Source organism: Chryseobacterium sp. 7, assembly GCF_003663845.1.
In the GTDB taxonomy this organism is placed as follows: domain Bacteria; phylum Bacteroidota; class Bacteroidia; order Flavobacteriales; family Weeksellaceae; genus Chryseobacterium.
Genome location: NZ_RCCA01000003.1, coordinates 77391 through 90476 on the forward strand (window position 1 = coordinate 77391; position 13086 = coordinate 90476).

A 13086-nucleotide genomic window follows, 5' to 3' on the forward strand; every position below is an offset into this window, starting at 1 on the left:
TTAAGTAAACTCTTTTTTAATTTTATGTTAAATATATTCAATGAATCCGCGGGAATATTTTCGCCATATCTAAGAATTTTGTAATTTGCATACCAATAAAATAAAAGTAAAAGAGAAAATATGTCAACACTTACATTTGCCGAGAAAATAGCTCAAGCAGAAAATTTCTTACCGATTAACGGTACAGATTATATTGAGTTTTATGTAGGAAATGCAAAACAGGCTGCCCATTATTACAAAACCGCTTTCGGGTTTCAGTCTGTAGCTTATGCCGGTCCTGAAACAGGAGTAAGAGACCGTGCATCTTATGTGCTTCAACAGGGAAAAATCAGATTGGTACTAACTACCGGATTGAAATCTGACTCTCCTATCAGCGAGCACGTAAAAAAACATGGTGACGGAGTAAAAATTTTGGCACTTTGGGTAGATGACGCTTATGCAGCTTTCGAAGAAACAACTAAAAGAGGAGGAAAACCTTATTTAGAGCCGGTAACGCTAACTGATGAGCAGGGTGAGGTAAGAATGTCCGGAATCTATACTTACGGAGAAACCGTTCACATGTTTATTGAAAGAAAAAATTATAACGGAGCTTTTATGCCTGGTTATGAAAAGTGGGAAAGTGATTATAAACCTGAAGAAGCAGGCCTATTATACGTAGACCACTGTGTAGGAAATGTTGACTGGAACAGAATGATCCCAACCGTTGAGTGGTATGAAAAAGTAATGGGATTTGTAAACATCCTTTCTTTTGATGACAAGCAGATCAACACAGAATATTCTGCGTTGATGTCTAAAGTAATGTCAAACGGAAACGGATATGCAAAATTCCCTATCAATGAACCTGCAGAAGGTAAAAAGAAATCCCAGGTAGAAGAGTATCTTGATTTCTATGAAGGTGAAGGTGTACAGCACATTGCTGTAGCTACAAAAGACATCATCCATACCGTAACAGAATTGAAGAAACGTGGTGTAGAGTTCCTTTCTGCTCCACCGGAAGCTTATTATGACATGGTTCCTGAAAGAGTAGGCCATATTGATGAAGATATTAAAAAACTTCAGCAGTTAGGTATACTTATTGATCATGATGAAGAAGGATACTTATTACAGATCTTTACGAAGCCTGTAGAAGACCGTCCTACTCTATTCTTCGAAATTATTGAAAGGCACGGTGCACAGAGTTTTGGTGCCGGTAATTTCAAAGCGTTATTCGAAGCGTTAGAAAGAGAGCAGGAAAGAAGAGGTAATCTTTAATTTTACATTAAAAAATACAAGTTTTGTCAGGATATCATATTCTGGCAAAACTTTTTTATAAAACACAGTATATGAGAAAATTTTTAATCGGGGTTTTTCTATTGGGAACATTGGGGCTTAAAGCTCAATTTAGTTCTTTAAACGGAATCCTTGAAAGACTTGAACAAAGAAAAGGCATCAATCAGCATCTTGAAAATGTAAATATTGACAATAAAAAGTTCATCTTCATTAAGGATGAGGCCGATCACACAGAACGGGACTTTATTATCATCAAAGGGAATAATGCCACGTATGTAGAAGTTTTTGATGACAAAGCAACAGGAGAAAGCAGTTCTAATGTTTTCAGCGGCGATATCATCAGGAAAAAAAATATTATTTCTTTAAGAGCAGATATGCTTGAAAATAAAAAAATCCCAATGCCTGTTACCAAAACTTTATTGTTGACCCAGCAGGACAATATCCTGTACCTCATTGATGTCAATACCAAAGACAGATGGATAGATGAAGCATCTTTCTCTAAAAAGGCAAAATAAATGTTCCGGAGAATTTCCCGGGATGATATATGTAATCTAACTAAAATCTAAACTTATGAAATCATTTGTAGACTATTCCTCAAATTCAGATTTTTCTATACACAATATTCCTTTCGGAGTCGCAGTTTTTAACAAAGAATATATCGGATGCTGTACAAGAATCGGAGATCAGGTAATTGATCTTGCTACGTTGTACGATCTTGGTTATTTTGAAGATATTGAAGGATTAGACGACAATGTTTTTGAAGCGTATACCATCAACGAATTTATTGAACTCGGTAAACCTGTTACCAACGCCGTTCGTACTAAAATACAAACCTTATTACAGGAAGGTTCTACCTTATCAAAAGATCAGAAAACGATCGAAGAAGCATTCTACGACCTGGATAAAGTAAAAATGATGATGCCTGTTCATATCCCGAACTACACAGATTTCTACAGCAGCATCGAACACGCTACCAACGTAGGAAAAATGTTCCGTGATCCGGCAAACGCTTTATTGCCAAACTGGAAACATTTACCGGTAGGGTATCACGGAAGAGCCTCTTCTATTGTAGTTTCAGGAACGGATATCAACCGTCCGAAAGGTCAGACGAAACCTGCGGATGCAGACAAACCCCTTTTTGGTCCGTCTAAACAACTGGATTTTGAACTGGAAATGGCTTTCATCCTTAATAAAAATACGGAGATGGGAGAAAGTATCTCTACTAAAGATGCAGAAGATGCCATTTTCGGAATGGTAGTTTTCAACGACTGGTCTGCAAGAGATATTCAGGCATGGGAATATGTTCCGCTGGGGCCATTCCTTGCGAAAAATTTCGGTTCTTCTATTTCTCCATGGGTGGTTACCCTTGAAGCTTTGGAGCCATTCAGAACAGCTTCTCCTACTCAGGATCCTGAAGTTTTAGAATATTTAAAATTTGAAGGCGATAAAAACTATGATATCAACCTTGAAGTCTATATCCAGCCTGAAAATGGAGATCAAAACCTGATCTGCGAAAGCAACTACAAACACATGTACTGGAACATGACCCAACAGCTGGCACACCACACGGTAAACGGATGCAACGTAGAGGTAGGTGATCTATACGCCAGTGGAACCATTTCCGGAAGTGATCCAAAATCTTTCGGATCTATGCTGGAACTTACTTGGAGAGGACAAAATCCTTTATCATTAAGCAACGGAGAAGAAAGAAAATTCATCGAAGATAATGATACTGTCATCATGAAAGCTTGGGCTGAAAAAGACGGTGTAAGAGTAGGTTTCGGTGAAGTTTCGGGTAAAATTATCCCGACAGTTTAATTTTTTTTAAATTTTAACTCTGCACAATACAACTATTAAACCTTATAGGTTTTGAAAACCTATAAGGTTTGGTGGATGATTGCTAAAAATATCCTGTTAAACAGTTAGTATTAGAAGTGTCATGCTGAGCGGAGTCGAAGCATCTTTTTAATATCATTTGAATACTTAATTTAAGTTAAGTGTTAAAATCAAAAATATGAAAACAGTAATCCCTTCCGAGATAACCCCTGTACAACTGCAGACGATCATGCAGACAGCCGTTTCTCCACGTCCCATTGCATTGGCATCTACGGTAGATAAAGACGGTAATAACAACTTATCTCCATTCAGTTTTTTTAATATGTTCAGTACGGTTCCTCCTATTTTGATCTTTTCACCGTCAAGAAGAGTTCGGGACAATACCACAAAACATACGCTGGAAAATGTTCTTGAAATACCGGAAGTGGTAATCGGAACCGTAAATTTTCCAATTGTACAGCAGATATCTTTGGCTTCTACAGAATATGAAACCGGAGTCAATGAGTTTATCAAATCCGGTCTTACGATGAAAGATGCAGATCTTGTACAGCCCAAACTGATTGAAGAATGCCCCGTCAATTTTGAATGTAAGGTCTTAGAGGTAAAATCACTGGGAGATCAGGGTGGTGCAGGAAATCTGGTAATCTGTGAAGTTCAGAAAATCCATATCAGAGAAGAATATTTGAATGAGTCCGGAAATCTGGATCAGAAAAAACTGGATATGGTAGCCCGTTTAGGCAGCAACTGGTATTCCAGAAGCAATGAAAACAGTCTTTTTGAAGTACCGAAACCTTTGGTAACAAAAGGAATTGGCTTTGATCTGCTCCCGGATTCCATAAAATACAGCAAAGTATTTACAGGAAATGACCTTGGAATGCTTGCCAATACAGAAGTATTACCTGCAGGTAACTTCCATGCTGATGAAAATATTCATTTGGATGCCCAGAAGCTGCTGCTGGAAAGCAAAATTGAAGAAGCGTGGGTTTTACTCACGATACAATAAAAAAATAGGTCTGAAATTTCAGACCTATTTTTTTATGATGGAAGTTAGAAGCTGAAAACTGGAAGTCCATAAAGTTTTCTGAATAACTTTTATCCAAATTAATAACCTTTTGGAAAATAGTTCTATTTTGATTTCAATAGATATGGAATACTGTTAATAACTCCCATCACCCAGCTTCTAGCTTCCTTTCCAACTTAGATTTTAATGATTCTTAAAATGTAATTTTCTTTCATCAAAGTTTGTCACTTTACCATTTTTATCAATGGAAACACTTACTTTGTCATTTTTAACGTCATAGTAAATGCTTGTAGCAAATCCTGGACAATCATGCTGTTTACATCCTGTCAGCTTATAAATTCCGTTTTCTGAAGAAATAGGACTTTCTACATCGAAATTCTTTACCATCTCATCATACTGAGAACCAGTCAGTTTTTTCAGTCTTTCTGTGATCCTTTTATCTTCGAAGAACTTAATATCGTGAGGATATTTACCCACATTTTTAGTGATAATATAGAATGCAGAGGCTGAAGGTATTGCAGCAGAATCTGTTTCAGGTGAAACTATGGAATCCTTAGGCATTACTGTAGCCAAAGTATCCGTACTTACAGAAGACTCTGTTTTCGCTTCTTTTTTACACGAAATAACAAACAATGAAAGCGCAAAGGTGCCTGCAATAATTTTTTTCATAATTATACTTTATGGTGATTAATTTATAATAACGTAGTTTTAAACGTTTTATTTCAATTTTTTCTTTTATAAAATCAATACATTTTTCCGTTACATTATTCAAATCTTTTGGTAAATCAAAATCCGTCCATGGCTCTTTTGCTCCGAAAGTATGATTGACATTTTCAATCAGAAATAATTCAGAATTTGGGTGAAGAAGATGAAGATGCTCAGCCTGTTTTACTTCTACAGCTTCGTCATTTGTTCCATGAACAATCAGCATATAAGCTTTAGCCATTTCTGTAGCTCTTTCTACATCAAAACGGTGAATATCTTTCTCATAATCTTCATAAAACTGGTAGTAATGAGGCATTTCCTGTTTAGTACGGCCGTTCAATACATAATATACACCATTATTTTTCCAATTTTCGAATGCATCGCCTTTTGGAAAACGGTCTAACGTGTCTACACTTGCCAAAGTAATCAAACCATTGATTCTTTCATCTTCGGAAGTTTTAATAATAGAAATCCCACCTCCCCTGCTGTGACCTATCAAAACGATTTTCTCATGATCCACATGCGGATTTTTACTAAAGTGATCAATCACCACCCCAAGATCAGAAAGCTCTTTAGAATAATTATTATTGCCAAAAGCTTCGAGATCCGCAAAGTTATAAGGATCTTCTACCGTTGTTCCGTTATGTGAAAAATTAAACTTCACAAAGAAAAATCCTGCTTCCGCATACTTTTCTGCCATCAGATTCCAGGCACCCCAGTCTTTATAACCTTTATATCCGTGAACAAATATCACTAAAGGAAGTTTTTGTCCGCCATCTTTATAAAAAGCATCCGCAAGAAAACCTCTTGTCTCCTTATTTTCTAAATAGATATTCTTTTCGCTAATCAGATTCATAATTCGATGTTCTTTTGTATTTGAGGTGTTTATTTGAAATGGAAATTTATGAAAAAAACTCTGTTTTCGGCTCTTGATTCCTTATTTCTTTTATGCAAAGTGAAGCTGAAGTTTATAAAAATAGCCTTATTTTTGCTTCATGCAGAATTTAAGAACTGTAACCGTGATGCGTTACATTCTGCCCCTGAGAGAAGGAGGATCTCTACCGGCTCTGGCAGAAGCTGATGATGATTTCAAATATGTATTAAAATTCCGTGGTGCAGGCCATGGAGTAAAAATGCTGATCTCCGAACTTTTGGGCGGAAAGATTACCGAAGCGTTAGGGCTTAAAATTCCTGAACTGGTTTTTATCAATCTTGATGCCGATTTTGGGAGAACGGAAGCCGATGAAGAAATACAGGATCTTCTGAAACATTCCGAAGGGCTGAATCTTGGGCTACATTATCTTTCGGGCTCTATTACGTATGATCCGGGAGTAAGTGTGGATCCGCTTTTGGCTTCAAAAATTGTCTGGCTGGATGCATTTATTACCAATATTGACCGTACTTTTAAAAATACGAATATGCTGATGTGGCATAAAGAACTTTGGATCATTGATAATGGTGCTTCTTTCTATTTCCACCATTCATGGCAGAATTTTGATGCTGCAGCAAAAACACCTTTCAAATATGTAAAAGACCACGTGCTGCTTCCTAAGGCAAAAATGCTTGATGAGGCTGACAAGTTTGCTCATGAAATTTTGAATGATGCTCTTTTCAGAGAAATTGTCAACATGATTCCTGAAGACTGGTTACACTGGAATGATGCTGATGAAACGCCTGACGAAATCCGTGAGATCTATTTTCAGTTTATGAAAACCAGATTAGAAAATTCTCAAATCTTTGTAAACGAAGCGAAAAATGCAAGAGGATAAAATATATGAATACGCGGTAATACGCCTGGTACCTAAGGTTGAAAGAGAAGAATTTTTCAATATCGGGCTGGTGATGTTTTCTAAAAAAGAAAAATTCATCAGAGTGGAATTCTATTTGTGTCCGGACAAATTTAAGCTAATGCACAGCAAGCTGGATTATGATGATGTGATCCACAATCTGGAAAGCTTTCAGAAGATCGCAAATGGTGCTAAAGACGGCGGTCCTATTGCCTTTCTGGATGTTCCGGAACGCTTCCGCTGGCTGACAGCTGTAAGAAGTTCTGTTGTGCAGACTTCCAGACCTCATCCTGGGAAATCCAAAGATCTGAATGCTACTTTTGGTAAGCTTTTTGAGGAGTTAGTAAAGTAACATTTCCTTAAAAAATTTATTATGAATTTATCGACAAACAACATATCAATCTACAGGTTTTTCACAAACCTGTTTTTTGTTTTAATCATAAGCTTTTCTAATTTATTTTTTTCACAGAATTTTTCACAGATACAAGCTAAGACCCCTCCTGTAAAAAGTACATTACTTCCTGAAATAGCTAATCTTTCCGAAGATATTGTTTATAAAACCACCAGAGGAAATCCTGTAAAACTGGATGTTTTTACCCCTAAAAATGCTCCTTCAGGTCAGTTGTTACCTGTATTAATCTATGTTCACGGAGGCGGATGGATAGAAGGTGATAAAGTGATTAACTCGGACAATTATGTTGAGACTACTATTGCCAAGCTTATGGCGAAGCAATACGCCGTAGTCAGTATTAATTATACACTATTAAATGACAGCACTCATTTCCCATTACCTTTGGAAGATACGAAAGATGCAGTAAGATGGGTAAGAAAAAATGCAGAGCAATATCATTTTGACACCAATAATATTGGACTGTTCGGGGCTTCGGCCGGAGCTCATCTATCCCTGATGGCAGCTTATACTCCAGATAATACTTATCCCGGTAATCCGGAACTTTCTGCTTATTCTGCTAAAGTGAATTATGTGATTGATCATTATGGCCCGGCAGACCTCAACAAACTTTTTCACACAAAACTAGGAACGATTCCGGTAGGACTGATCGGATTAATGTCCAAAAAGATTGTCGGTTTACAGGAAAATCTTGTTAAAGGCATTTCAGGGTATAACATCAGAAAAGATCAGGACAGCGCTATTGATTATCTTAAAACGATGTCTCCCGTTAATTTTGTTTCGGGAGCTGTTCCTACTTTAATTGTCCAGGGGAATAATGATAAAATTGTTCCTTTAAGCCAGTCTAAAAAGCTACACAGAAAATTAAACAGAGCCAAAATACAGAACTCTCTCATCATTGTTGACGGTGGAGTACACGGATTTGGAACTACTGATAAAGATTATCTGGATCAAATGACGGATCAGATGGTGGATTTCATTATTTCACAGAAGAAATAATATACATGCGCCTATTCATTTGCCATACAATATATTAAAAATCAAAACAATACATTTAAAGCATTTGACAAATTTGCTAGATTGATATACTTATTGATATTTTTTCCTTGAGAATTAATTACCTTGGCTATTGTTTAAATTATTTATAACAAAAACACCAATACTTTAATTTTTCATCAACAAAAATAAGCAATATGGAATCTTTAAACAATATCAATGCACTTACTCTCATTTTTGTATCTGTTCTTATTTTTGCGATAGCATACCGTTTCTATGGTATTTTCATTGCGAATAAAGTTCTCCGGCTCAATGACCAGAATATGACTCCTGCTGTGAAATTTGCAGACGGTAAAGATTATGTGGCTACCAATAAAAATGTACTTTTCGGCCACCACTTTGCGGCTATTGCAGCTGCCGGACCATTAGTAGGACCTGTTTTGGCAGCACAGTTCGGATATCTTCCCGGTGCTTTATGGATATTGATTGGATGTGTTTTGGGCGGCGGAGTACATGACATGATTGTACTTTTTGCTTCTGTGAGACATAAAGGACAGAGTCTCGCGACTATTGCTTCTAAAGAAATCGGGAAAACAACGGGAACAGTGGCAGGTTTTGCGATTCTTTTTATCCTGATTCTTACCCTTGCAGGATTATCTCTGGCCTGTATCAATGCCATGCATGAAGCTTCCTGGTCGCTTTTTACAGTAGTAATCACCATGCCAATTGCTATCATTATGGGACTGATAATGCGTTATAAAAAGAACAGTGTCCTGTTTGCAAGTATTTTGGGAGGCATTCTTTTGATTGCAGGAATTATCGGGGGACATACTCTGATGCAGAATCCAACGATGAATGGTTTATTTTCCTGGGATATCAAAACCATTTCTATTGCGATTCCTCTCTATGGTTTCATAGCTTCTGTATTACCGGTATGGCTTCTTTTAGTTCCCAGAGATTATCTTTCCACCTATTTGAAAATCGGAACTATTATCATGCTGGCTATTGGAGTCATTGTGATCCATCCAACTATACAGATGCCCGCTATTACAGCTTTTGTTAATGGCGGAGGGCCAATTATTGGCGGTCCGGTACTTCCTTTTATCTTCATTGTGATTGCCTGTGGAGCGATTTCCGGATTTCATGCGGTGATTGCTACGGGAACAACTCCGAAAATGTTGAACAAAGAAAGAGAAATTCTTTTCGTAGGATATGGAGCCATGCTCGTGGAAGGTTTTGTAGCACTGATGGCACTTATTGCTGCGTGTACGCTGATGCCGGGTGATTATTTTGCGATCAATACTCCCAAAGAAGCTTATGATTCTTTTCTGGCGGCGCATCCTTCCTTGCATGGAGTAGATATTGATTATTATTCACAGAAAATAGGCATTGATCTGTATGGAAGAACCGGAGGAGCTGTATCTCTGGCTGTGGGAATGGCACATATTTTCAACAAAATCCCTTATATGGATCAACTGACGGCATATTGGTATAATTTCGCGATTATGTTTGAGGCGGTATTTATTCTTACGGCTATTGATGCCGGAACAAGAGTTGGACGCTTCTTTTTACAGGAAATGTTGGGGTCAGTGGTTCCAAAATTTAATGATAAAAACTGGATTCCGGGAATTATTATCAGCAGTATTCTTTTCACTTTTGCATGGGGATATCTGGTGTATACGGGAAATGTGAACAGTATCTGGCCTTTATTTGGGATCAGTAATCAGCTGCTTGCTGCCTGTGGGCTTATTGTCTGTACAACGATGCTGATCAGGATGAAAAGAGGAAAATATGCTTTATGTTCGGCTATTCCGGGTGTTTTTATGGCTGGAATTACATTCTGGGCAGGCTATATTCAGGTAACAGCTATTTACATTCCCAAAGGACAAAATTTACTGGCAGTTTTAGCGGCAACGGCCATGATTCTTATGCTTATTGTATTCATTGGGGCTTTCAGAAAATGGTATCAGCTGCTTCAGATCAATACTACCGTAATTGATCATTATGGTGAACCAGTGAAGGAATTGGTAGAAAGATAAGATTCAAATTATATAAAGAAAAACCATTAAGAAGGATTTAAGAAATAAAGTATAGTTAAGGTAAATCATTCTGATTCTTAAGCTTAAAGCAAAGCTTATCTTAATACTCTTAAACTCTTATTAAATCTTAATGGTTCAAAAATAAAAGTTTAATTCATATTACATAAAGAAAAAAACAGTTCAGGATTTCTGAACTGTTTTTTATAACATTATCTTATGTTCTATTTAAAAGTTGAAATTAAGTCTTGCAAAAACATATCTTCCATTCTGTCCGAACTGCGAAGTGGAACGTGAATAGATAAACTGGTCATTATTGGTAGAAGCAGTAAGGTTTTTCGTTGGGTAGATATCAAACAGATTGTTTACCCCTAAAGTCAATCCTACATATTTTGTAAACTGATAAGCAGCAGATACATCAGTGATGATCTTGTCTCCGATCTGCTGGTGTTCATTAAAATCAATAATTCCGTCTCCGTTCACATCAATAACATCAGCTCCTGTTACTTTTCCGAAATAGGTATTTCTCAAATAGAAAGTAGCACTTTTCCATGAAAGCGTATGAGAAAGACTGGCTTTCACTCTAGGTACAGCTTCTTCCAGATAGACTCTTGATTTTTCAGAGAAATAAATTTTTTCAAGATCTGGCGACTGTAAAAGTCCTGCTGAATGGATAGCCCCAACCTGTTTTGTTTTATTAAGGTTAATGGCGAAGTTATTGTCCAGTTTAAATCCAGAGAATCTGGCAGTATGTGAAACCACAACATCTAACCCTTTTGTTTCTGTATCAATAGCATTGGTAAAAAACTGCGCTGCATTGATTCCCAACTGATCATAAGCTTCCTGTGCTTTCTGAGGAACACTTGCTCTTAAGAACTGATCGGTAAGAATAATACGGTTGTCAATTCTTGTGAAATACCCGTCTGCTGTAAAAGTAAGACTTGCCGAAGGAATTTTGTAAGTAAATCCTACACTTGCTGATTTGGATGTTTCCTGCTTCAGTTTTGGCATATCCAGCAATCCTGCCAGCTGAGAATCATTACTGAAAGTTCCTACTTCCAGAAGTTGATTATTCGTGAATAATGTAGACGTTACATTATAATAAATCTGGTGGATCGATGGCGCTCTGAATCCTGTAGAACCAGCAAATCTTACATTGAAATTAGGAGCAACCTTGATTCTTGAAGCTAATTTATAATTGAATGTAGACCCGAAATCTGAATAGTTTTCATATCTGGCTGCTGCATCTACCAGTAACCAGTTAGTAAAATTAAATTCCACATCTGCATAGGCTGCTACCGACTGTCTGTTTTTATCCACAGCATTTTCAGGCTTAAACCCATTGAATACCTGCGATCCTCCAGGAAGTGCTGCTCCGAAGAAATCCGTAGGCCTAACGGAATTCCCGTTCCACACATTTCCGGAAATATCATAGGTTGCATAAGAAGCCTGTTCACCCTGGGTAATTTTAAAATTCTCATAACGGTGCTCTGCTCCAAATGCTACATTAATCCCTTCCCATACATCATATTTTTTAGAGAAATCTAAATTGATGGTATTTTGTGAAAATCTTAATCCACCTGCATTAAACTCTCTTGGTGAATCAAAACGCAAAGAGGTATTTCCTGTATTCTGGATATTATAGGTAAATGAATTCTGCCCGTAGGTATTACTGAAATCAATATTCCAGCCTTCCCATTTTCCTTTGATTCCCGCTGCTAATGAGATATCCTGAATATCCGTTCCGATCTGTGGAAGGTAACCATTAGGATATAATCCTGTAAAAGTTCTGCTTTCGCTTGGTCTTCTGTAAAATCCTCCGGAAGTACCGTGTCTTATGCTGTATCCTCCAAAAGTATATACTTTCCAGTTGTCACTTACAGGGATCTCAGCATTTACAAAAAACTGGTGATTATTAAGCTTAGACTGCCCTACCTGCATGTTAAAATCTTTTCTCGTCTGTCCTCTGTAAGCCAGCTCCTGATCTGTAATATAATTAAGCTGATCTCTGGTAAAACTTGCAGATTTCAAAACATTCTGTAATGCGGAAATCGTATTGGCTCCCTGAATAGAATTTTGCAAATCTGGAGAGAAATAGCTTACATTCTGTGCATACTGATGGATGTAATTCACAAGCTGCTGTGAATTGGGTGTGTTTCCAATATTCGTAAATAGAGAAGAAAGGTTTACACCGTCATTCAATGCACGCTGTTCAATGGCATTATAAGCGTTATAGATAGGACCGCTTTCTGTCCCGGCTCTGTAAGTCGGGTTTCTGAACTGTGAAGACCATGTGATATTAAAGAAACCGCCTTTGGTTCCGATTTTATTTCCATAGTTCAAATCCAGCTGAATATTCTGACCGTCAAAATCTCCCGTATGGTCATTAGCAGTTGGCGTAAGATTTCCGCCATAGCTTACCTGCCCTGTTAGTTTTCCGGTATCTTTTTTTAATTCAAGGTTGATCACTCCGGCAATGGCATCAGATCCATATTGCGCGGAAGCTCCGTCCCTTAATACTTCAATTCTGTTCAAAGCAAAAGAAGGAATAGCATTCAAATCAGTTCCTACAGTACCTCTTCCTGGTGTTCCGTTTACGTTCACCAAAGCTGAAGTATGTCTTCTTTTTCCATTCACCAACACCAACACCTGATCTGGCCCCAAACCTCTCAACTGAGCAGGATCCAAGTGGTCTGTCCCATCTGAATTGGTCTGAATAGTGGAAGTAAATGAAGGGGCAACAGCATTCAGAATTTGTCCTATATTGGTCTGAGGAAGTATAATTGAAGATTCTTTTACATTGAATACATCTACGGGAACCGGACTGTCTACTTTAGATCTGGCTCCGGCTCTGGAACCCAATACTACTACTTCTTCTACATTATTCGTCTTTATAGTGTCTTTATTTGTTTTTATGCTGTCTTTTTCCTGCCCGTAAGTAAATACGCCGAGGAAAAACAGAACAGAGGCCGAAAGAATAGTTTTCTTATTATTCATAGTTTAGAATTTGATTAACATTTATGTTTT

The 13086-nt window shown here is 37.4% G+C and carries 11 protein-coding genes; 8 read left to right on the plus strand and 3 right to left on the minus strand.

Annotated features, from left to right (window positions below):
- Nucleotides 1–120 precede the first annotated feature (120 nt).
- From hppD to CLU97_RS22105, 4 genes are all read left to right on the plus strand, one after another.
- Nucleotides 121–1251 carry a 4-hydroxyphenylpyruvate dioxygenase gene (gene hppD, locus CLU97_RS22090; protein ID WP_121490021.1) on the plus strand — a complete coding sequence of 377 codons (1131 nt, stop codon included), beginning with the start codon at nucleotides 121–123 and terminating at the stop codon, nucleotides 1249–1251.
- A gap of 71 nt (nucleotides 1252–1322) precedes the next feature.
- Nucleotides 1323–1784: a hypothetical protein gene (locus CLU97_RS22095; protein ID WP_121490113.1), complete on the plus strand. Its 462-nt coding sequence runs from the start codon at nucleotides 1323–1325 to the stop codon at nucleotides 1782–1784.
- A 55-nt stretch (nucleotides 1785–1839) separates the two neighbouring features.
- A complete protein-coding gene (fahA, locus tag CLU97_RS22100) occupies nucleotides 1840–3087 on the plus strand; it encodes a fumarylacetoacetase (RefSeq protein WP_121490022.1) in 1248 nt (415 codons plus the stop codon).
- 196 nt (nucleotides 3088–3283) lie between these two features.
- Nucleotides 3284–4108: a flavin reductase family protein gene (locus tag CLU97_RS22105; RefSeq protein ID WP_121490023.1), complete on the plus strand. Its 825-nt coding sequence runs from the start codon at nucleotides 3284–3286 to the stop codon at nucleotides 4106–4108.
- A 201-nt stretch (nucleotides 4109–4309) separates the two neighbouring features.
- On the opposite strand, the gene CLU97_RS22110 is transcribed toward CLU97_RS22105, so the two are convergent.
- Nucleotides 4310–4795: a hypothetical protein gene (locus CLU97_RS22110; RefSeq protein WP_147436538.1), complete on the minus strand. Its 486-nt coding sequence runs from the start codon at nucleotides 4793–4795 to the stop codon at nucleotides 4310–4312.
- A complete protein-coding gene (locus tag CLU97_RS22115; protein WP_121490025.1) occupies nucleotides 4740–5687 on the minus strand; it encodes an alpha/beta hydrolase family protein in 948 nt (315 codons plus the stop codon). The genes CLU97_RS22110 and CLU97_RS22115 overlap by 56 nt, the downstream gene beginning before the upstream one ends.
- A gap of 139 nt (nucleotides 5688–5826) precedes the next feature.
- On the opposite strand from CLU97_RS22115, the gene CLU97_RS22120 reads away from it, so the two are divergent.
- From CLU97_RS22120 to CLU97_RS22135, 4 genes are all read left to right on the plus strand, one after another.
- Nucleotides 5827–6600, plus strand: coding sequence for a HipA family kinase (locus tag CLU97_RS22120; protein ID WP_121490026.1), 774 nt, complete (start codon nucleotides 5827–5829; stop codon nucleotides 6598–6600).
- On the plus strand, nucleotides 6587–6970 hold the full coding sequence (locus CLU97_RS22125) for a DUF3037 domain-containing protein (RefSeq protein ID WP_105702584.1): 384 nt from the start codon (nucleotides 6587–6589) through the stop codon (nucleotides 6968–6970). The genes CLU97_RS22120 and CLU97_RS22125 overlap by 14 nt, the downstream gene beginning before the upstream one ends.
- A 21-nt stretch (nucleotides 6971–6991) precedes the next feature.
- A complete protein-coding gene (locus tag CLU97_RS22130) occupies nucleotides 6992–8026 on the plus strand; it encodes an alpha/beta hydrolase (RefSeq protein WP_121490027.1) in 1035 nt (344 codons plus the stop codon).
- A gap of 194 nt (nucleotides 8027–8220) precedes the next feature.
- Complete coding sequence (locus CLU97_RS22135; protein ID WP_183084661.1) at nucleotides 8221–10062, plus strand: carbon starvation protein A; 1842 nt, start codon at nucleotides 8221–8223, stop codon at nucleotides 10060–10062.
- Nucleotides 10063–10287: 225 nt separating this feature from the next.
- Here the strand turns inward: CLU97_RS22135 and CLU97_RS22140 are convergent, their stop codons facing one another.
- The gene (locus CLU97_RS22140) at nucleotides 10288–13056 is read right to left on the minus strand and encodes a TonB-dependent receptor plug domain-containing protein (RefSeq protein WP_121490028.1); all 2769 of its coding nucleotides are present in this window, start codon (nucleotides 13054–13056) and stop codon (nucleotides 10288–10290) included.
- Nucleotides 13057–13086 lie beyond the last annotated feature (30 nt).